This window comes from Martinezella miluonensis, from assembly GCF_900094545.1.
In the GTDB taxonomy this organism is placed as follows: Bacteria; Pseudomonadota; Alphaproteobacteria; order Rhizobiales; family Rhizobiaceae; genus Rhizobium; species Rhizobium miluonense.
Genome location: NZ_FMAH01000027.1, coordinates 76,321 through 95,992, shown reverse-complemented (window position 1 = coordinate 95,992; position 19,672 = coordinate 76,321). Strand labels below are relative to the sequence as shown.

The window sequence follows — 19,672 nt, the reverse complement described above, 5'->3', positions numbered from 1 at the left end:
GCCCCTCCGGTCATTCCTTCGACGAACCATCTTTGAGCGGAGAGGAATGCGACGATGAGAGGGGCGACGACAATTGTTGAGGCCGCCATGAGGGGACCGTAATCGTTGCCGGCTTCTTCGTTCTTGAAGGCCATGATGCCGAGCGGCGGCGGCATGAGGTTTTGGTCGCGCACGGCGATGAGCGGCCAGAACAGGCTGTTCCAGTGGCCGACGATCGAGAAGATGCCGAAGGCGATGATGGCGGGCAGCGCCATCGGCACCATGATCTTCCAGACGATGCCAAGTTCGGACAGACCGTCGAGGCGTGCGGCATGGACGACGTCGTCGGGGATGGTCTTGAAGAACTGCCGGAACAGGAAGATGCCGAAGGGCGAGACGATATAGGGGAAGATCAGCGCGCCATAGGTGTTGAGGATGCCGATCTGGTAGCCGAGGATGAACAGCGGCAGGGAGAGCACCTCATGCGGCAGGATGAGCGCGATCAGCACCATGGCGAAGAGCAGGTTCTTGCCGGGGAAGTCGAGTTTGGCGAGCGCATAAGCCGCCGGCGCGCAGACCAGGACCTGCAGGATGACGATCGACGTGCAGACGATGATGCCGTTGAGCATATATTGCGGTAATGGCGCCTCGGTCAGGGCCCTGGTGTAGTTCTCGATGCCGTAGAACTGGTTCGGCCAGAAGGAGAAGGAAGCACGAAAGATCTCGCCCGGCGGCTTGATCGACAGCGAGACCATCCACACGAAGGGGATGAGGATGAGCGCGCCCGATATCAGAAGCACGGCATGACGGGTGATGGCGGCCGGAACGGCAAGGCCTCTTGGCTGGACGGTGCTCATTGGTAGTGAACCTTCTTGTCCATCACACGCGCCTGGATCAGCGTCAGGAGGACAACGATGACGAGGAAGATGACGGCGACGGAGGCGCCATAACCGGTGCGCAGATACTGGAAGCTCTCGCGATAGAGCGTGAAGAGCAGCATCTCGGACGCATGGCCCGGGCCGCCCTGGGTGAGGATCTGCACGGTGTCGAAGGTCTCGAAGGCCTTCAGTGCCACGACGATGAAGACAAACATGGTGACCGGCCCAAGCATAGGGAGCGTGACGGTACGCAACCGGTCGAGCCACAGATCGGCGCCGTCGATATCGGCGGCATCGTAGAGATCCTGCGGGATCGACTTCAGGCCGGCGAGGAACAGCACCATGGCGTAACCGAGGTTCTGCCAGATGCCGATCACGGCCAGCACCGGCAGCACGGTGCCTTCGTCGCGCAGCCAGTTGGCGGTGGGAAGCCCGAGCGATGCCAGTGTCTGGTTGACGAGACCGATCGTCGGGTGCAGCAGCGCCTCCCAGGCAATCGCCATCGCCGTCAGAGTCGCCATGAAGGGCAGGAAGTGGATGGCACGGTAGAAGGCGCGGCATGACTTGCCGCTTTCGATCAGAAGCGCGATCACAAGGCCGAGCACGATCGTGCCGGGCACGACGATCGCCACATAGACGATCGTGTTGACGAAGGAGGCGCGGAAGCCCTCGTCGGAGAACACTTCCTTGAAGTTGGCGATGCCGACGAAGGACATCGAGTTGGCCCCGAACTGCCAGTCGGTCAGCGCAATGGCAAAGACGGCGAAGACCGGCAGGAAGAACAGGATGACGAGGCAGATCAGCGCAGGACCAGCCAGCGACCAGGCAGTAAACGTCTCGGCGAGCCGGTGGCGACGAAGCGCCTTTTGCGCTCCGCCGGCGGCGAGCGCAGCGGCGTGACCTGCCGTGGTGGATGCAGTCAGGCTCATTGGGTGCGCTCCTTCAGCGACAGAACCTTGGCATCGGTATTGGCTGGCGCGGTGGTAACAGTCGGGCGGATGCGCATGCCGTCGGCCCCAAACAAAAGTAGCCGATCCGGCTTGACGCCGAGATGCAGGGTCTGGCCCTCGCTGATATGCGGCGCCCGTTCCGCCAGAAGCCTTGCGATCACTGGAGAAGCATGACCCGGCACGTCGAGATGGACGAAGAGATCGGAGCCCATGTGCTCCACGAGATGCACTGAACCGGTCAAGACGTTCGGACCATGGCTGTCGGTCAGGAAGAAGGCCTCGGGGCGAATGCCGAGCGACAGAGCGTCACCGGGGGCGACATCGGCCGTGATCGAAAAGATCGTGCCGGCGGCATCGGCCGATCCGGCTTCCATGACCCTCGCTTCAAGGAGGTTGATCTTCGGCGAGCCGATGAACTCGGCGACGCGGCGATCCTCGGGATCGGCATAAATCTCCTGCGGCGGCGCCACCTGCAACAGATTGCCGTCGAGCATGACGGCCACCCGATCCGACATGGTCATGGCTTCCGACTGGTCGTGGGTCACATAGACGAAGGTGACGCCGAGACGCTTGTGCAGTTCCTTGATCTCGGCGCGCATCTGCACCCTGAGCTTGGCGTCGAGGTTCGACAGCGGCTCATCCATCAGGAAAACGGCGGGCTGGCGCACCATGGCGCGGCCGACCGCCACGCGCTGGCGCTGGCCGCCCGATAGCTGCCCCGGCTTGCGGTCGAGAAGATGGCCGATGCCCAAGGCTTCGGCGGTCCGCCTGACATCCTCGTCGATCCCGGCAACCGCAACCTTCGTGCCCGGCATGAACCGGCCGATCAACGGCAGGCGCTGCCATGACGACAGGCGGCGCATGCGCAGCGGCAGCGCCATGTTGGCCGCAACCGTCATATGCGGATAGAGCGCATAGGACTGGAACACCATCGCCACGTCGCGCTTCTTCGGTCGCACCCCGTCCACTACCCGTTCGCCGATCGACAGCGAGCCGCCGCTCTGCACCTCCAGACCGGCAAGAATCCGCAACAACGTCGACTTGCCGCAACCCGACGGCCCAAGCAGCGTCAGAAACTCACCATCCGCAATCGACAACGACACGCCGTGAAGAACGGAGGTCGCGCCAAAGGATTTGTGCACATGGTCGATGGTTATACTGGCCATTTAATCTAACTCTAATCAGTTTCAGCTCGGCTCTAGCCTCACCCGCTCAATCGCGGAGACTAAGACAATCGAAGCAAGACAGGCCCACATCAGTTTGATGACGTCCGTGCAACGAATACGGTATGAATTCCGGATTCATTCCTGGGCTCTTTATTCTTCGCGGGCTTTGCCTAAGTTCTCTTCGAGCTCGACGAACACGGGCTGATGATCCGATCCCGATGCACCGTGATCCACCCATGACCGACTTAACAACGGACGAAGGTCGGGCGTCACAAGGCAGTAGTCAATTCTCTTGACGTGATCGACGAGGACGGTGGCACCAATCTGATCCCAGGTCTCGCGCGAATGGCTTTTGTTGCACTCGACCCAGGCGTCGAGAAAACCATCACGGCGCGCAAGATTTCCGTATCGCGGGGAATAGTCGCCGACGAGAACCTCGTAAGCGCGCGCCGCAGCCTTGAAGTTCAGGTCACCCATCACGACCGCGGCAGAAGGCATCGACGGCAGGCCAAGTTCCGAGGTCCAGGCCGGGTCCGCATGGTAGCCTGCAAGAACCGGACCCCTTCCCTGGGCATCCTGATGATGGCGCAGCAGCCACTCGGCCTGCAGTTGCGATTGCGCAGGCGACGTGCTGCAAAAATGTGTCGAATAGACCCGGATAAGACCAGCGGGCGTGTCGATCAACGCTTCCAGTATGCCTTTCTGCTGATCGAGAAAGTCGAGGGAGCCATATTTGGGAAGCAGGAAATTTCGGATCGAAAGGATCGGATATCGTGACAGGATCGCATTGCCGTGCTGACGACGGCCTGTACGTCCACCCGACGACATCGTGTCGATATTCGGTCCCCATGCGATCGTGTAGTCGGGAAAGCGAGCACGGATAAATTCGACCTGATCGTCGAAATTCGTCCGCTTCCAGCCGACGTCCACCTCCTGAAACGCAATGATATCGGCAGACTGGACGTCAGAGAGCGCCCGATTGAGATCGTAGCGATCATCTTTTCCGACGCCGTAGCGAATGTTGTAGCTGGCAAGCAGCATGATGTTCCCTTTCGAAAGAATGTGCGACGGCTAGGCACTGCCTGACTGTTGAAAACGCGCTCATGTGGAAGGTTTTGGCGCGCATGATGCGGACAGTGTCCGCAACTTGCCCTGCTGCCCGGTCGATCGGAGAAAGCATACCCTCCCACTTCCTCTATTGCCGTCACGCTTTGACAGATTGACATCACTTGCATGACAAAAACGCGACGGATTGCGGATGAATTGACAATTCATATGGCGTCGCGGAGCAAGTGAGATTTTCCGGCGATAGAGTAAGCGCGCGCCGGCACGGCGTGGCGCATATTTCAGCCGGGCCTTGGGTGACCCGGCTGAAATATCTCACTTCGACGCCTTGCAGGTGGGAAGCATTACGCCGACTTCTTTGGCGAGCTCCGGGACGACGTCGGCGGCCCTTGCCTTGCCTCCGATTATTGCGTCGATCTGGTTCTGTACGACCGAGAAGATTTTGATGCCGCTTTCGCCAGGCCAGATGAACCACGGTGAAAGTGTCTTCATCTGGTTGAGCTGAACGGCTTGGTTCGTATGTACTTTGAAATAGTCCCCGAGGTAATTCGGCGTCTCGGCCGCAATTTCGCTGACGGGAAGATAGCCGCTATTCTTCACCATCACGGTCTGGGCCTCGGGTCCGGTTGCAAACTTGATGTATTCCCAGGCCATTTTTTGCTTCTCTGCGCCTGATGCCGTGTTGATGACTAAGGAACCGCCAGCCGCCAGCGTTCCATTCGCAGCCTTCATCGGAAACGGCAGCGTGGCGTATCGAAATTTACCCTTGGACTGCTGCTCGTATTTTACGATTGAAGACCCGGATGCAGCCGCAATACCGACCGTGCCGGCGGCGAAGGCCTGCGGCACCTGCTGCCAGGTGAGAGCCGGCATTCCCTTGTCGTGAAACATCTGCAACGTGTCGAAGGCCCAGCGGCCTTCCTCGCTTTCGAAGCCGGTTCCGCAACCGTTTGCTCCATCCATGCGGCCACCGGCGCTGGCGACCAGGTTGTTGAGCGTCCAGCTGCCCCACGCATCATACTGAAAGGTAAAGCCGATCGGCTTTCCATCGAGCTTGGCGATCTTCCGGCCAAGATCCGTGACGCCCTCCCAGGTGGCCGGAAAGTTTTCAAGCGAACCGCCCGCCTTTTCCACCAGATCGAGATTGACGTGCAGGACCGGCAGCGAAATAGCAAAGGGAACGCCATATAGCTTCCCGTTGACACGGCCGAGCGACAGGATGAATGGATAGTATCCAAGACCGTCAAGCTCGCTCGCGTCCTTTACCAATCGATCCAGCGGAATGGCGATGCCGCGGTCGGCGGCGAGACCAATATGGTTCATGCCCACATAGGCGACGTCCGGTGCGCCACCAGTGACCTTGGCACGGAGAAGATCGCTGACGACATCGTCATAGGTGGCCATCGGCGCACGGAAAACGATCTTGACGCCGGGGTGAGATGCCTCGAACATCTTCGCGATCTCTTCCTGGGTGGCCTTATATGAACTCGCCAGTGCATAGGACACAGTCAAAACCGTGTCAGCCTTGGCTGTCGAGACAAAAGAGGCAAGCGTCGCCGCGGCGACGAAAAGGGTCCGTTTCAACATGCGTTTCTCCACTTCGCGTACTGCTCACGCCTGAGCAGCAGAACGTGCGCCACGAAATGCGGAGGCTCTGCAAAGATCGGATGTAGAAACTGTGACAGTTGGCTGACCGATGTGGTGCCTATGCGCAATAGGTACAGGATCAGTCGAACCGGACGACCAGTTGCATATGCTGTGGCGCAATGCGCGTATAGGAAACGACGATCGGGATATCATCCATGTCGACATTGATATTGGTGATGAAGATCGCAGGCTGTCCACGAGCCATGGACAGTATCTCCGCATCCTCGCGCGGAAGGGCGACCGCCGTAATATGCGCTTCGCGACGTTGGTAATCGGCTACGCCAAGCCGCTGCCAGGATTGGCTGAAGCTGCCCGTCTCCTCGATCAAGGCTTCTATCCCTTCGAAACGTGGTAATGGGAAAAAGCTCGACGACATGGACACGACGAAACCATCGACGACCGTCAACGTATCGACCTTTCGCACGAATCGATTTCTGGCCACCCTCAAGGCTTTTGCGATGTCCTCGGTAACGCGGATGCGACTGCTTCCGATGAACCGGCGTTCGCCAAGTCGGTCGATGTCGCGAAGAGCAGCCGTGAGCCTGGTCTTGGGACCAAGCGTATGGCGCACCATTCGTTCCTTGACGAATGTTCCTCTGCCTTGCTCGATCCGGAGCAGATTGCGCTCGCGCAAGACGTTCATTGCCCGCCTGATTGTGTTGCGATGGACGTTGAAAATCTCCGCGAGCTCGAATTCCGTTGGCAGGCGTTCGCCCGGCTTGTAGCGGAAGCTCCTTATGTCCTGTTCGATACGCTCGGCCACCGCACGCCAGAGAGTGGACGCCCCACGGCGGTCGTGAAGGGTAGGCCGATCCGTCGGTGAACTGCTCATTGAACGCCTCGCAGCAATCATCTCACATATTTCGGGCATCTCAGCGCCGACAGATAGTTCGATGTCAAGCGGCCGGCAAGCTGAACGGGACAGGTTAGAAGGTATGAATCGAGGAGACATACCTATTACGTCACTGGATTGTCGCGCAATTGTCGCCCAAGCATCATCTGGGCCTCTTAGCCCTGCCACCACTGACGCAAGACAGCTCGCATCAAAACCCAAACTTGAAGGAGCGCGTGCCTTTTGGCGCCGCTGCAGTGTGAAACGTGGAATCAATTATCACAAATGCCCGGATCGTCACGGGAACGACTATCGTCAAGGGCACCTTGAAGGTGGTGGACGGCAAAATCGCCGAGATAATGGAAACAGACGAGATCGTCGAAGATGCGATCGATTTCGGCGGCGACTATCTCCTCCCCGGCCTGATCGATGTCCATACCGACCATCTCGAGAAGCAGATCATGCCACGCGCCGGTGTCTTCTGGAACAAGGTGAATGCGATTCGCACCCAGGATGCCGTGCTTGCAGCGGGCGGCATCACGACGGTCTTCGATTCCCTGATCGTCGGCGCGGTCGGAAACCCGGACCGTCGCAAGATTCTGCCGATGATGATCGAAGGCCTGAAAGATGCGCGCAAGGCCGCTCTGCTGAAGGTCGATCACTTCCTTCACCTGCGCTGCGATACACGCGAAGTCGATATCGTCGATCTCCTGAAACCCTATCTCGATGAACCGACGTTGCGTTACGTGACGATCATGGACGACGGCCCGCTGCGCGATCCAAATCGCTACCGCAAGCTCGAAAAGCGCAAGGGCGTGTCCGAGGAAGTCATCGAGTCGGAAATTGCTGCCGCTCCCAACGGACCGGATCTTGCGTCTGAGAACCGTTCGAAGATCGTCGCGCTCTGCAAGCAGCACGGGATCGAATTTTCCAGCCATGACGATACCACGGCGGCCCATATCGCCGAGGGCCAGGGCTTCGGCATGACGATTTCTGAATTTCCGATCACGATGGAATCTGCGGTCGCGGCCCGTGCGGCAAATATGACCACGATCATCGGCGGCCCCAACATCGTTGCTGGCCGATCGCATATCGGCAATGTTTCGGGCATCGAATTAGCGAAGGATGGGCTGGTCGACGTCATCTGCTCCGATTACATCCCCTCGAGCATCCTTTACGCAATCTGGCGGCTGGCCGGTGAAGATAACTGTATCGAACTGCCGGCTGCCGTCGCCATGGGCAGCAAGCGTCCAGCCGAGCTTTTCGGCCTCAAAGATCGCGGCGAGCTGGCCGTCGGACGTCGCGCAGACCTGCTGCGCGTCACCGAGGTCGATGGCGCTCCGATCGTCCGCAATGTCTGGGTGGAAGGGGGACTGGCCCTGTGACAATTCAGACAAACAAAACCGAGCTGTCAGCAGCGGATGGCAACACCCCGGTCTATGATCGGGCGGCATGGTTGACCTTCCTCGCGGAAGCATTGCCAGAGGAACTTGAGGCGCAGTGGGCCGCGATACCCCATCCAGCATTCATATGGCTTCGCCGCCCCGAACTCGGTTCCGCGATGATCCGCGCGCGCGCGGGTGGAACGGGAATGCAGTTCAATCTCGGCGACGTCACCGTCACCCGTTGCACCTTGCAGCTCGCCACCGGCGAGATCGGTGTCGGCTACGTCATGGGCAGGAACAAGCGCCACGCAGCGCTTGCGGCTCTCTTCGACGCCCTCCTTCTGAAGGAGCAAGGCGAAGGCTCGGATACGATTTTCGCCTTCATTGCCAGACTTGAGCGATCGAAGGCCAAGCGCAAGGCTGCTGTCACTGCCGAAACGCTCAGCAGCAAAGTCGACTTCACCATGCTGGCCCGCGAAGGAGTTCAACTGTGAGCACTGAAGCCATAGCTGCCCAGTTCGGCAATCCGACCCACGATACCCAACAGGCCTTCCGAGCCCTGCTGTCGGCAAGCTCCCGCCCTGGGACTCTCCAATATCCGCCGCTCCCGACGTCGGCTCCTGCCCGGTTCAGCCTTGCGCTGTGCGCGATCGCGTTGACACTGTTCGACGAAACGACGTCCGTCTGGCTCGATCCGGAATTGCTCAGTGAGGAAGTTGTTCGCTACCTGCGCTTCCATACCGGCGCGCCGCTGGTAGGAGAAAAGTCGGCAGCGAGTTTCGCCGTCATCGTCACCCCGAGCCTTTTGCTCGATCTCGCGGCCTTCCCATCCGGTGACAGCGCCTATCCGGATCGTAGTGCGACGCTCGTCGTTCAGGTGCCTTCGCTGACCGGTGGCCCAGAGGTCGTCCTTCGAGGGCCTGGCATCGAGGCGGCCATTTCCATCAGCCCTGCGGGTCTGCCGGAAGGGTTCTGGCAAATCTGGAACGAGAATTCCAACCGCTATCCCTGCGGCATCGACCTGTACCTCACCGACGGAACGGCGGTGATGGCACTGCCACGCACCACGAAAGCGAGCGCGTAATGGTTACCTCCATCAAGGGCGGTGAAAAAGCGATCGACGCTTCTCATCGCATCGTCTCGAAGCGTCGACGGGGCGACCCGACTGTTGCAAATCTCTCCGTCGAGCAGGTCCGCGAACAACTGTCGCTTGCTGTCGATCGCGTCATGAACGAGGGGTCGCTCTATGACCCGACGCTTGCTGCACTCGCGATCAAGCAAGCTGAAGGCGATCTGATCGAAGCGATCTATCTTTTACGCGCCTACCGAAGCACGATCCCCCGGTTCGGATTTACGAAGCCTCTCGACACTGCAGCCATGTTGGTGCGTCGCCGTATCTCCACGACCCACAAGGACGTTCCAGGCGGCCAATACCTCGGGCCGACCTATGACTATACGCACCGGCTGCTCGACTTTTCCCTTATGCGGAAAGGCGAGGACGCAGATGGGCTCCCCGTCGAAGTCGAGCCCGACGAAGCGACGCTTACCCTGCGTCATGATGGCGGCTTCTTTAGCAGGACGGACATCATCGAGGCAGAACTGCCAGTCGACGACAAGCCCGTTGCTGATTTGACGCGGGAGCCGATGAATTTTCCATCGAGCCGCGACCAGCGTTTGCAAAACCTTGCGCGCGGAGACGAAGGCTTTCTGATGGGTCTGTGCTACTCGACCATGCGCGGCTATGGCCGAAACCATCCCTATGTCGGCGAGATGCGTCATGGTGACGTGTCGGTCGTCGTCGAGATCCCCGAACTCGGGCTGGAGGTCGGTATCGGCAGCGTCAAGGTTACCGAATGCCGCACAGTCCATCTGACGACGGGCAAGCTCGATACCGCACCGCATTATACGCGAGGATACGGCCTGTTATTCGGTCATAGCGAGCGAAAGGCCTTGTCGGTGGCGGTAGTTGACCGCGCTTTGCGGGGCGGCGAGTTCGGCGAGGAAAAGAGCTATCCGGCTCAGGACGAAGAGTTCGTTCTTTCCCATTCGGACAGCGTCCAGGCCTCCGGTCTCGTGCAGCACCTTAAGCTGCCGCATTACGTCGATTTCCAGGCGGAACAGCAGCTACTCAAGCAGCTTCGCGACGATTACGACAAGCGCGCGGAGCAAGCCGCATCGAAAGAACAAGACCATGATTGACGATATAGATATTCGGCAGGATGAAGACGGCTACTGCTTCGGTTTCCTCGACGAGCAGACCAAACGCATCATCCGGCGTGCCATTTTGAAGGCGGTCTCGATCCCTGGCTATCAGGTACCCTTCGGCGATCGCGAAGTTCCCTTGCCTCCGGGCTGGGGAACGGGCGGCATCCAGGTCACGGCAAGCATCATCGGCCTGCCGGATCGTCTCAAGGTTATCGATCAGGGCGCGGACGACACCACCAATGCAGTCTCGATCCGCCGCTTCTTTGCCCATGTCGCCGGTGCCCAGACGACGGAGCATACGGGCGAGGCAACGATCATCCAGAGCCGCCACCGCATTCCCGAACGCAAGCTCGAAGACAACCAGATCCTCGTCATGCAGGTGCCACAGCCGGAGCCGCTGAGACGTCTAATCACCTCCGAAGAGCAGAGCCGCAAGCTGCATGCCTTCGCACGATACGGGGTCATGCAGGTGCGGCTCTATGAGGACATCGCTCGCTACGGTCACATCGTCATGTCGCACGACTATCCGGTCCGCGTCCACGCACGGTACCTCTCATCGCCGTCCCCGGTACCGAAATTCGACAACCCCAAGCTCAATCACAGCCGTGCCTTGACGATTTTCGGTGCGGGTCGCGAACGCCGCATCTACGCGATCCCGCCCTTTACTGATGTACAAAGCCTCGACTTCGAAGATCATCCTTTCGAGGTTCAGAAGTGGTCAGAATCCTGCGCGCTCTGCGGCGCCACTGACAGCTATCTCGACGAGGCGCTCCTCGATGACGTCGGCACGAGGCAGTTCGTCTGCTCCGATACGTCCTACTGCAATGACCGCCAGTCCGAAGGAGCATCGCGATGACCGACAAGACGGAAGAAATCCTCAAGGTCGAAGGCCTCGGCAAATTCTTTGGCGACCGCGCCGCATGCCGGGACGTTTCCTTTTCGCTGCATCGTGGCGAAGTTCTCGGAATCGTCGGCGAAAGCGGCTCGGGAAAATCGACGCTCCTCAAATGCCTTGCGGGAATGACCCGACCGGATCAGGGCACGGTGACCATCGCGGTTCCGGGCCAGGCCGATCGTGATTTATGGGAAATGGACGAAGCCGAGCGGGAGCAGTTGCTTCCGTCGATGTTGTCTCTGATCCATCAGAACGCCCGGGATGGATTGCGCCTCGGCGTCAGCGCGGGCGGAAATATTTCGGAACCATTGATGACGGGCGGACAGCGCCATTATGGCTCGCTGCGCGACGTCGCATTGAAATGGCTGCGCAATGTCGAGATAGACCAGGCGCGTATTGATGATCTGCCACAGACCTTTTCAGGCGGCATGCAGCAGCGTCTGCAGATTGCCCGTGGCCTGGTCACGCATCCGCAGCTTGTTCTGATGGACGAACCGACCGGCGGCCTCGACGTCTCCGTTCAGGCAAAGCTCCTCGATCTCCTGCGGCGCCTGGTCAGGGAATTCAACCTGGCCGCGGTGATCGTCACACACGATCTCGGAGTTGCCCGGTTGCTCTCCGATCGCCTCATGGTCATGCAAGGTGGCCGCGTCATCGAAACCGGATTGGCCGACCGGGTCCTTGAGGACCCGCGCCAGGCCTATACCCAACTCCTCGTTTCTTCCGTTCTTCAGGTATAACCATGGCCGCTCTCATAATCACAGACATCGGCAAACAGTTCGTCATGCACCTGCGTGGCGGTATTCGCATCCCGGTCATTTCCGCGCTATCCTTTGCCGTCGAAAGTGGCGAATGCGTCGTCCTCAACGGTCCGTCGGGCGCCGGCAAGAGCTCCGTGCTCAAGATGATCTATGGGACTTACGGCGTTGAATCGGGGCAGATCCTGATCGAACATCTTGGTGGCAGCGTCGATATCGCCTTGGCCGACCCTCGCTTAATGAAGCAGGTCAGGCGAAAAACGATCGGCTATGTCAGCCAGTTCCTGCGTGTAGTCCCGAGAGTTTCAGCTATCGATCTGGTCGCGGAACCCCTGATCTCGGAAGGGGTCGAAGCCGAAACGGCGACCAATCGTGCGGAAACCCTGCTCGAACGGCTGAATGTACCAAGCGCCCTCTGGGCCTTGCCACCAGCCACCTTTTCCGGCGGCGAGCAGCAGCGCATCAATATCGCACGCAGCTTCATCACGGACCATCCGGTCCTTCTGCTCGACGAACCCAGTGCATCGCTCGACGCTAAGAACCGTCAGGTTGTCATCGATCTGATCGGCGAGAAGAAAAGGGCCGGCGTCGCCATGCTCGGCATCTTCCACGACCCGGATGTTCGAGATGCAGTTGCAGACCGATTGGTCAATGTCAGTTCGCTCGCATCGGTCCAGGCGGATCACCAAAAAGCTGTCGCATAGGTAAGAGGAACATATGTCGCTTTGGAACAGAACAAGGCTGGCGTCGCTTAGGCGCCCGCTCGTCATCGGGCACCGCGGAACACCGACGATCGCGCTTGAAAATACGCGGGAATCGTTTCGCCGAGCCATCGCCGGGGGCGCGGACGCCGTTGAGACCGACGTTCATCTGACGGCCGATGGACATATCGTATGTCTGCACGACGATAATCTTCTGCGTGTGGCCGGTGTCTCTGCAAGTATCGGGCAACTGACCTTTGACGAGGCGCGCAGCCATCTGCCGTCGCTCCTGCGTTTCTCCGATTTTCTCGACCTCACTCGCGGTTTCCCGGTGATTGTCGATGTCAAACACGCCTCTGCAGCCGATCTCGACGCATTCATCGCGCAAGTGATCAAACGCGATGCTCTGTCCCGCTCGCTGTTTTCGGCCTACACGCCGGAGATCGCACGCAACATTCGTCAGAGGTCATCAGAGGCGACGATCGGAACCTTCTTCCCGGAAGGCGGCGACTGCCTGCATAGTGCCAAGAGAATCGGCGCAAGCTTCATTCGCGTGCTGCCCCACGACTACACGCATCAGAAGATCGCCAGCATCCGGGAAGCCGGCTTCGGCACGATCGCGGTCGCCGCGCCCCTGTCGAGCTTCAAGACTGCAAGCGACAGCCAGGCGCTTCGGCAGATCGCGGACCTTCAGATCGACTCGGTGATCACCGACACGCCGGAACTTGCATCGGCCGAATACGGTCGCGCACGCTGATTGCAGAAAGCAGTATAGAAAACGAGGTTTGGAAAATCATGAAAGACGCGATCGACATCGTCGTGATTTCGGATATGCATCTGTCCCGCGCCCGCCCTTTTTTCCAGTTCAACTGGGAGATGACGGTGGAACGCCTCTGCGAGAAGCCACCCGCTCTTGTCCTGGTAATTGGTGACATCGCACTCGACGGCAGCCATCATCCAGACGATCTCGCCTTCGCCAAGGCGCAGCTCGACCGCCTTCCCTGCCCTTGGCTGAACGTGCCGGGCAATCATGATGTTGGAAATAATCTTCCGGACATTCGCGGCGAGGCGACAATCAACGCGGAGCGGTTAAGCACTTATCGTGATATCGTGGGTGCCGACTATTGGCATCATGATATCGGCCAGTGGCGGTTCATCGGTATCAACAGTCTCTTGTGCGGCTCAGGACTTCCCGAAGAGGAGGAGCAGCGGCAGTTTCTTCAGGCTGCGATCAGCACCGGTGAAAACCGGCAGCTGGCGACGCTTTATCACAAGCCTTTCTGCCACGGTGCTTGGGATGAAGCGCCGATTGGCCAACACTTCTGGTTTCCCGAAGCGCGCCAGCTGCTGCTGCCTTATCTCGAAGCCGGCCAAATCGACCTGCAAATCTCCGGACATCTGCATGAAAGCCGCCTGAAGGTCATCGAGGGCGTGCCCAATCTATGGATCCCCTCCCTCTCTTTCTCGACGGACATGACGTTTGACTGGCGACCGAACCTGTTCAATGGGCGCCGCAGGGTTGGCCTTACTGAGATGCAGATCGCTGGTGCTCGTTGGTCGGCGAAAACCGTCGAACCGATGGAGCTTTTGAATACCGACATCAGCGGCTGGATGAAGGGCGGAAGCCTCTCCACCTACTCGAAGTTTGCAGGAGAGCGGCCGTTCGCCGGCTTTACCCATCCCGGCACCACCGCTGAATAGGGGATCGAACACTTTCGATACGATCTTTCCCATCAGGGGGTTGCCAAGATGCGAGGCACCGAAATCCGTATACGGAGCGGCGATATCGAACTATTCGGATCGATAGCCGGCGATGAAAGCCTGCCACTCATGATTTGCCTTCACGGTGGGCGCGGGACCGAAAGCCACGCCGGCGAATTTGAGATTTTCAGACCGTTCGTCGATCGATTTCGTGTCGTGGCCTATGATCAGCGCGGTTGCGGCAAGTCGCCCTTGGGCGCAGATGTAAGCCCTAAAATCATGGTGGACGATCTGGAAAATGTCCGCCGGCAGCTTTGCGGCAATAGGCCCGCGGTAGTCATTGGCTTCTCCTACGGCGGCATGATCGCGATGCTGCATGCGCTCCGGTACCCGGATGACGTCTCGTACCTGATAACGATCGGCTCCCCACTCAGCCACGAATTCGAAGAACTTGCGCTCGCCGAATTCGACCGGCGTCATGAAAAGGATGCCCCTGCAGCGTCTCGTGCGATGATCGAGAGACAGCTTCGCCATGGGTTCGACAACGAGCTTCAATGGCGGATCTGCAAATTCGCCATGCGTGGTCTCTACAGACCGGGAATATCGCCTGACGAAGCGCTTGCATCTACGATGGATCTAACGAGTTCGATCAACATCGAAGCGCACAAGCGGCTGTGGATGGGAAAAGACTACGATGTCCGACTCCACTTGCCTAAACTGAAGCCGAAGCTGCTCGCCATATCGGGCGAACTCGATTGGCTCGTACCTCCAATCAGTTCGGGCGAGCTGCTTTCGATCCTTCCTGGAGCGCGATGCCTTATCGTACCCCACGTCGGCCACTCTGCCCATTACGCGGCGCGCGATATGGTTCTGAAAGGGATCAAGGCGTTTCTAGGAGCTTGAAGCAACTTCGGCGCAATCCCTTGTATTACGGTACGAAGGGAATCCTGTTTGAGTCAGACGTCTTCAGTCGGTCTCTTGGACCTCACGTTGCATGGGATTGGAGAGATTGAGTTTTGAGGCAGAGTACTTGCCTCGTCAAGGGAACTGACTTGGTAATGAGCCCGCATATCACGGCTCGTCGCCAGATCCGGAACCTGGACAACTTTACTTATGCCCACATCCATTGCAGCTCTTACACCCAGGTTGCTGTCGTCTAACGCAATGCGTTGCGAAGTTTCACAGGAAATGGACCTTGCCGCTGCAGTATAAAACGTCAGGCGGAAGTTTGACGGGGTCAAACATGTCGATTCCGATGACGGCATCGATACGGTTCAGCAATCCAGCGTATTCGACTTTCCACTGGGCTCTCGCGGTGACACTATTCGTTGCAATAGCGCGCGGCAATTTTCACTCGTCTAATGCATCAAGGAAGTCGTGACCCCCGGCCGAAGAGGAATACCCTCGCGCATCCGCTCGTCCATTGACTCGTTCTATATCCAATCGAGCTGTATGCCATCGATAGCGGTGCCGACCTTAAGGCTCAGAAGGCGCGCACTCTCTATCCGATCGACACCCACCAACAAACGGAAGAATGGGGGGGGGGGATTTCGTGGCCCATTTCGCGCAGGACGCCTGGTCCCACTTCAAACTGAAGACGTTCCGTATCGAGCAGGAGGCCGTCCAGATCAAGAAGGACACCTCGAAACTGTAAACATGGCTTCAACGATCGTTGCTGCTCGGGTTTGCCTGGTCCCGAAACCAGTCTCCCAGCAACGATATCGACAGGGCTGTCAGCATGATGACCAGACTGGGCATCAGCACGAGCCATGGCGCCCTTTCCATGAGGTCTCGAGCTGATCCCACCATATTCCCAAGGCTAGAAAGTGGAGGTTGCACGCCCAGCCCGAGGAATGACAGCCCGGATTCGAGAAGTATCACCTCTGGAAGATTGAGGGTCATTGCCACGATCAGGCTCGATGCCACATTCGGCAGGATGTGCAGGCCGTAGACCCGCAAGGGTGATCCGCCAAGATCTTTGACCGCAATCGTGTAGCCCTGAGCGGAGGCAGACATTGCCAGGCCTCGGGCAAGCCTTGCGATCCTCTCCCACCCAAAGAAGCCGAGCAGAATCGTGAACATCAGAAGATTGTTTCCAAAGAAAGCAAGGACGGCGAGCGCCACGATCATGAACGGCATCGCAGCCTGAACGTCGATCAGAAGCAGAATGAACTGTTCCAACCGGCCGCGAGCGTGCGCGGCGAGGAAACCGAGGAAGATGCCCAGCGAAGCCGCGATGAACGTGGATATTACGCCGATCGTCATGCTGGTCCTGACCGAATAGATCAGTCGGGACAGGACATCTCGGCCAAGCTGATCGGTTCCGAGAACATGGTTCCAGTCGCCGCCCTCGAAGAATACCGGGGGCCGCAGCCGCGCCCGCAGGTCTGTGGCCGCGATATCATACGGGGAAATGTATGGACCAAAGATTGCGACCCCGACCATGAGCGCTACCCACGGGAGAGCAAGTAGCGTAGAGGGTGGGCATTTTACGAGCATTGTTGCGAGAGAGCGTAAACCGAAACCGCGGTTCGCCGCATGTGACATCGTTGTCTGTTTTGACATCATTTTCCCCCTACAGCAGAGACATGCCTCAACCGTGGGTCGAGAAGCCCGTAGATCATGTCGACGGCAAGATTGGCGGCAACCATGGCGCATCCGATCAAAAGAAGGATCGCCTGGACGACCGAGAGATCCCTGCTTGCGACGGAGGTAACGAGCAGACGACCTATTCCCGGCCATGCGAAGACGCTCTCCGTGACGACAGCCCCTGCGACGAGACCACCAAGCATCATGCCCATGACGGTCACCACCGGCAGAGCGGCATTTGGCATGATATGATGAAGTATTATGTGCTTCCGCGGCAGCCCCCTAAGGGTGACGGCTCGAACCTGTGGTTGGTCAACAATATCCGCTACTGCTGACCGGGTGAAGCGCGCAAGCGTCGCAGCACCGAATACCCCAAGGCTCAGGACCGGAAGCACAAGGTGCGCCAAACTTCCACTTCCGCCAGACGGCAGCCAATGCAGTCGCACAGCGAAGAGCATGACAAGGATAAGTGCGAGAACGAAGCTCGGGATGGTAAACCCGATCAGGGATCCGGCCATGATAGCGCGGTCCAGCCATGTGCCACGGCGCAGGCCACTGAGGACGCCAACAGGGATCCCGATAATCAGTTGTAGCAGGAAGCCCGGGATCATGATCGACAGCGTGGTTGGTAGCCTGTCGATCACGACCAGGATCGCATTTCGTCCATCGAGCATCGATGCGCCGAGGTCACCGCGCAGAACACCGGCCAAATAGGTCAGATACTGCACCCATATAGGCTGGTCGAGCCCCCAGGATTTGCGGAATTCGGCAATCGCTTCGGGAGAGGCATCAAGCCCCAGAATGCTCAAAGCCGGATCGCCAGTCAGGCGGAGCACGACAAACGCAGCGGTCACGATCACGAGCAGAGTTGCGATCGCTCGCAGTGACCTGTTGAACAGAAATAGCAGCATCAGGCACCCTTTCGTTCGCTGGAAGACATCAATTCCTGCGGATGATGACAGGCGATCGACCGGCCGCCTTCAAGCGTGCGGACAGCAGGCCGGACGCTCCGGCACAAGTCAGTCGCAAATGGGCATCTCGGGTTGAAGACGCAGCCTTCGGGGACCTCCGACGGATTTGGCGGATCTCCTTGGGGTAGCACTCGCTGTTGCACAGTCGGCTTGACGCTCGGGACGGCGGACAGGAGCGTCTGCGTATAGGGATGAAGTGGTCGCCGGTACAGTTCGGCAGTCGTCGCGGTCTCCATGACCTTGCCGAGGTACATGACCATGACCCGATCGGCGACCTGACGGACGATCTTGAGATCATGGCTGATGAACAGGTAGGTCAATCCCCGCTCAGACTGAAGGTCTTTCAACAGATTGACGACTTGAGCCGCAACCGAGACGTCGAGTGCGGAAACCGGCTCGTCGCAGACGAGCAGCTCGGGCTCCAGCATAAGCGCGCGTGCAAGGATGACGCGCTGGCGTTGACCGCCGGAGAGCTCATGCGGATAGCTGTCGAATTGATCAGGACGCATGCCAACCACGGAAAGAACGTCCTGCGCCCGTGCGCGCCGTTCTGCCATCGACCCGCCGATACCATGGATGGTCATCGGCTCGATGACTTGGCGGCCGATTGGAAGGCGTTTGTCGAGGAAGGACATGGGATCCTGGTAGACCATCTGCACCCGCCGGCGCTGCAGGCGCCAGACGGCGTCGTGTCGCGCGTGGACCGTTTCGCCATCCAGCATCACCGTGCCGGCGGTGGGCTTCAGCATTCCCAGAACGAGACGACCAGTCGTCGACTTGCCACAGCCGGACTCACCGACGATGCCCAGCGTCTCTCCACGCTGAACGCCGAATGAAACATCGTCGACTGCCCTCACGGTTGCCTTGGGGGCGAAAAGCCCCTTGCCAGATTTGATCTCGAAGTGCCGCGTGAGGCCCTCTACGTGCAGGAACGGCGTCATGCCGAATTCTCCAGGCTCATGGATGCCGGCCGCTTTTCGCCTGCAGCCACGGCGTGGCAGGCGCTGCGGTGACTGGCCAAAGGCGGCTCAAGCTGGGGCACAGAGCTCATACAGATCCCCTGTTTCAACGAACACCTATCCTGGAACGCGCAACCCGCAGGGATGGCGTTGGGAGCAGGAACGCTTCCGGGTATTGCTCGCAAGCGCCCGATCGGCTCATCGATATCCGGAGCGGCATCAAGAAGACCGCGCGTATACGGATGGCTGGCGTTCATCCAGAACCCTTCGGCGGGTGCGATTTCGACAATTCGGCCTGCATACATCACGGCGATCCGATCGCTCGTCTCTCGCACGACCCCAAGATCGTGAGAGATGAGAACCATGGACATGCCGGTTTCTTTCCTGATTTCGCGCAGGAGATCGAGGATCTGGGCCTGCACCGTCACGTCCAGGGCCGTCGTTGGCTCGTCTGCGATCAGCAAGTCCGGTGTTCCGGCAAGGGCGATGGCAATGGCCACACGCTGGTTGGTGCCGCCGGACAGCTCGTGCGGATACTGGCCAAGGCGCCGGTCTGCGGCAGGTACGCGAACCTGATCAAGCAAACGCTTTGCCTGCGCCCTTGCCGTAGTGCCGTCGAAACCCTGATGATGTCTCAGCGTCTCAACGAGCTGAAACCCGATCGTTTTGATCGGATTGAGCGAGGCGGTCGCATCCTGGCCGATCATCGCAATATGTCTTCCACGAAGCGATGCCATCACTCGCTCCTCGGCGCCAAGCAACTCGTGCCGGCCGAACGTCACCGAGCCGGATGTGGCGACCTGTTTGCCGAGAACGCGCATGATGGTCAGCCACGTGATGCTTTTCCCGCATCCCGATTCCCCGACAAGGCCGAGAATTTCGCCTCGGCCTACGTCAAGGTCGATGCCCCGAACGATTTCGGTCTCGCCCTTCGGCGAGCGAATGCTGACGCGCATATCTCGAACCTCGAGGATAGCTGGTGTGCGGGACA

20 protein-coding genes are annotated in these 19,672 nt (G+C 59.1%); 10 read left to right on the top strand and 10 right to left on the bottom strand.

The features are described 5' to 3' along the window. The 6 genes from GA0061102_RS20695 to phnF all read right to left on the bottom strand — a co-directional run. On the bottom strand, positions 1–836 hold an 836-nt coding region (locus GA0061102_RS20695), incomplete at its 3' end, for a carbohydrate ABC transporter permease (protein ID WP_092852732.1). Beyond that, positions 833–1,786 (bottom strand): carbohydrate ABC transporter permease, encoded by a 954-nt coding sequence (locus GA0061102_RS20690; protein ID WP_245298085.1) that lies wholly within the window; start codon positions 1,784–1,786, stop codon positions 833–835. The genes GA0061102_RS20690 and GA0061102_RS20695, both read right to left, overlap by 4 nt. Then, positions 1,783–2,973, bottom strand: a complete 1,191-nt coding sequence (locus tag GA0061102_RS20685; RefSeq protein ID WP_092852730.1) for an ABC transporter ATP-binding protein — start codon at positions 2,971–2,973, stop codon at positions 1,783–1,785. Before GA0061102_RS20685 ends, GA0061102_RS20690 begins: the two co-directional genes overlap by 4 nt. A 150-nt stretch (positions 2,974–3,123) precedes the next feature. Further along, the gene (locus GA0061102_RS20680) at positions 3,124–4,014 is read right to left on the bottom strand and encodes an endonuclease/exonuclease/phosphatase family protein (protein ID WP_092852728.1); all 891 of its coding nucleotides are present in this window, start codon (positions 4,012–4,014) and stop codon (positions 3,124–3,126) included. A 339-nt stretch (positions 4,015–4,353) separates the two neighbouring features. Continuing rightward, the gene (locus tag GA0061102_RS20675; RefSeq protein ID WP_092852726.1) at positions 4,354–5,625 is read right to left on the bottom strand and encodes an extracellular solute-binding protein; all 1,272 of its coding nucleotides are present in this window, start codon (positions 5,623–5,625) and stop codon (positions 4,354–4,356) included. A 139-nt stretch (positions 5,626–5,764) separates the two neighbouring features. Next, the gene (phnF, locus tag GA0061102_RS20670) at positions 5,765–6,517 is read right to left on the bottom strand and encodes a phosphonate metabolism transcriptional regulator PhnF (RefSeq protein WP_159432187.1); all 753 of its coding nucleotides are present in this window, start codon (positions 6,515–6,517) and stop codon (positions 5,765–5,767) included. A 266-nt stretch (positions 6,518–6,783) separates the two neighbouring features. Between phnF and GA0061102_RS20665 the strand changes: the two genes are divergently transcribed. From GA0061102_RS20665 to GA0061102_RS34090, 10 genes are read left to right on the top strand one after another with little or no spacing between them, the layout of a single operon-like run. After that, positions 6,784–7,902 carry an alpha-D-ribose 1-methylphosphonate 5-triphosphate diphosphatase gene (locus tag GA0061102_RS20665; protein WP_092852722.1) on the top strand — a complete coding sequence of 373 codons (1,119 nt, stop codon included), beginning with the start codon at positions 6,784–6,786 and terminating at the stop codon, positions 7,900–7,902. Then, positions 7,899–8,396, top strand: a complete 498-nt coding sequence (gene phnG / locus GA0061102_RS20660; protein WP_208858673.1) for a phosphonate C-P lyase system protein PhnG — start codon at positions 7,899–7,901, stop codon at positions 8,394–8,396. The genes GA0061102_RS20665 and phnG overlap by 4 nt, the downstream gene beginning before the upstream one ends. After that, on the top strand, positions 8,393–8,986 hold the full coding sequence (gene phnH, locus GA0061102_RS20655) for a phosphonate C-P lyase system protein PhnH (protein ID WP_159432186.1): 594 nt from the start codon (positions 8,393–8,395) through the stop codon (positions 8,984–8,986). Before phnG ends, phnH begins: the two co-directional genes overlap by 4 nt. Further along, complete coding sequence (locus tag GA0061102_RS20650) at positions 8,986–10,101, top strand: carbon-phosphorus lyase complex subunit (RefSeq protein ID WP_092852718.1); 1,116 nt, start codon at positions 8,986–8,988, stop codon at positions 10,099–10,101. The genes phnH and GA0061102_RS20650 overlap by 1 nt, the downstream gene beginning before the upstream one ends. Next, on the top strand, positions 10,094–10,963 hold the full coding sequence (locus GA0061102_RS20645; protein ID WP_092852716.1) for an alpha-D-ribose 1-methylphosphonate 5-phosphate C-P-lyase PhnJ: 870 nt from the start codon (positions 10,094–10,096) through the stop codon (positions 10,961–10,963). Before GA0061102_RS20650 ends, GA0061102_RS20645 begins: the two co-directional genes overlap by 8 nt. Next, positions 10,960–11,742 (top strand): phosphonate C-P lyase system protein PhnK, encoded by a 783-nt coding sequence (gene phnK / locus GA0061102_RS20640; RefSeq protein ID WP_092852714.1) that lies wholly within the window; start codon positions 10,960–10,962, stop codon positions 11,740–11,742. The genes GA0061102_RS20645 and phnK overlap by 4 nt, the downstream gene beginning before the upstream one ends. A gap of 2 nt (positions 11,743–11,744) precedes the next feature. Continuing rightward, entirely contained in the window at positions 11,745–12,464 is a 720-nt protein-coding gene (phnL, locus tag GA0061102_RS20635; RefSeq protein WP_092852712.1) for a phosphonate C-P lyase system protein PhnL, read from the top strand. 13 nt (positions 12,465–12,477) lie between these two features. Continuing rightward, a complete protein-coding gene (locus GA0061102_RS20630; RefSeq protein WP_092852710.1) occupies positions 12,478–13,218 on the top strand; it encodes a glycerophosphodiester phosphodiesterase in 741 nt (246 codons plus the stop codon). A 38-nt stretch (positions 13,219–13,256) separates the two neighbouring features. Further along, positions 13,257–14,162 carry a metallophosphoesterase family protein gene (locus GA0061102_RS20625; protein WP_092852708.1) on the top strand — a complete coding sequence of 302 codons (906 nt, stop codon included), beginning with the start codon at positions 13,257–13,259 and terminating at the stop codon, positions 14,160–14,162. Between the two features lie 48 nt (positions 14,163–14,210). Beyond that, complete coding sequence (locus GA0061102_RS34090) at positions 14,211–15,065, top strand: alpha/beta fold hydrolase (protein WP_092852706.1); 855 nt, start codon at positions 14,211–14,213, stop codon at positions 15,063–15,065. Between the two features lie 759 nt (positions 15,066–15,824). Here the strand turns inward: GA0061102_RS34090 and GA0061102_RS20615 are convergent. The 4 genes from GA0061102_RS20615 to GA0061102_RS20600 all read right to left on the bottom strand — a co-directional run bounded on the left by GA0061102_RS20615 (position 15,825) and on the right by GA0061102_RS20600 (position 19,637). Further along, positions 15,825–16,661, bottom strand: a complete 837-nt coding sequence (locus tag GA0061102_RS20615) for an ABC transporter permease (protein WP_245298083.1) — start codon at positions 16,659–16,661, stop codon at positions 15,825–15,827. Positions 16,662–16,726: 65 nt separating this feature from the next. Next, a complete protein-coding gene (locus tag GA0061102_RS20610; protein WP_092852704.1) occupies positions 16,727–17,662 on the bottom strand; it encodes an ABC transporter permease in 936 nt (311 codons plus the stop codon). Next, positions 17,662–18,663, bottom strand: a complete 1,002-nt coding sequence (locus tag GA0061102_RS20605) for an ABC transporter ATP-binding protein (protein ID WP_092852702.1) — start codon at positions 18,661–18,663, stop codon at positions 17,662–17,664. Before GA0061102_RS20605 ends, GA0061102_RS20610 begins: the two co-directional genes overlap by 1 nt. Beyond that, positions 18,660–19,637: an ABC transporter ATP-binding protein gene (locus GA0061102_RS20600; RefSeq protein ID WP_245298082.1), complete on the bottom strand. Its 978-nt coding sequence runs from the start codon at positions 19,635–19,637 to the stop codon at positions 18,660–18,662. Before GA0061102_RS20600 ends, GA0061102_RS20605 begins: the two co-directional genes overlap by 4 nt. Between the last annotated feature and the right edge of the window lie 35 nt (positions 19,638–19,672).